Origin of the sequence: Weissella sp. DD23, assembly GCF_001579105.1 — a bacterium.
Lineage (GTDB): Bacteria > Bacillota > Bacilli > Lactobacillales > Lactobacillaceae > Weissella > Weissella cibaria.
This window is the reverse complement of sequence record NZ_KQ970533.1, coordinates 1-238: the sequence shown is the minus strand read 5'-3', so window position 1 is coordinate 238 and position 238 is coordinate 1. Positions and strand designations below refer to the sequence as shown.

Sequence of the window (238 nt, the reverse complement as noted above, 5' to 3'; positions counted from 1 at the left end):
ACCAGGAGTTGCCTTAAAGTGGCGCTTGTAACGGAAATCCATCAACGTACGCAACCCTTCATCAACTTCCATTACAACTGATCCACCGTGACCACCGTCACCACCAAATGGACCACCCATATTAATATACTTTTCGTGACGGAAAGAAACGGCACCATCGCCACCCTTACCGGCTTTCACAAAAATTTTAACTTGGTCGACAAACGCCATGGTTTATGACCTCACTTTCTTTTTTAAG

Annotated in this window: 1 pseudogene; it reads right to left on the bottom strand. The window is 45.0% G+C overall.

The features are described from left to right. A pseudogene (gene obgE / locus WEIDD23_RS12610) lies at positions 1 to 210 on the bottom strand (GTPase ObgE); the annotation flags it as partial. Between the last annotated feature and the right edge of the window lie 28 nt (positions 211 to 238).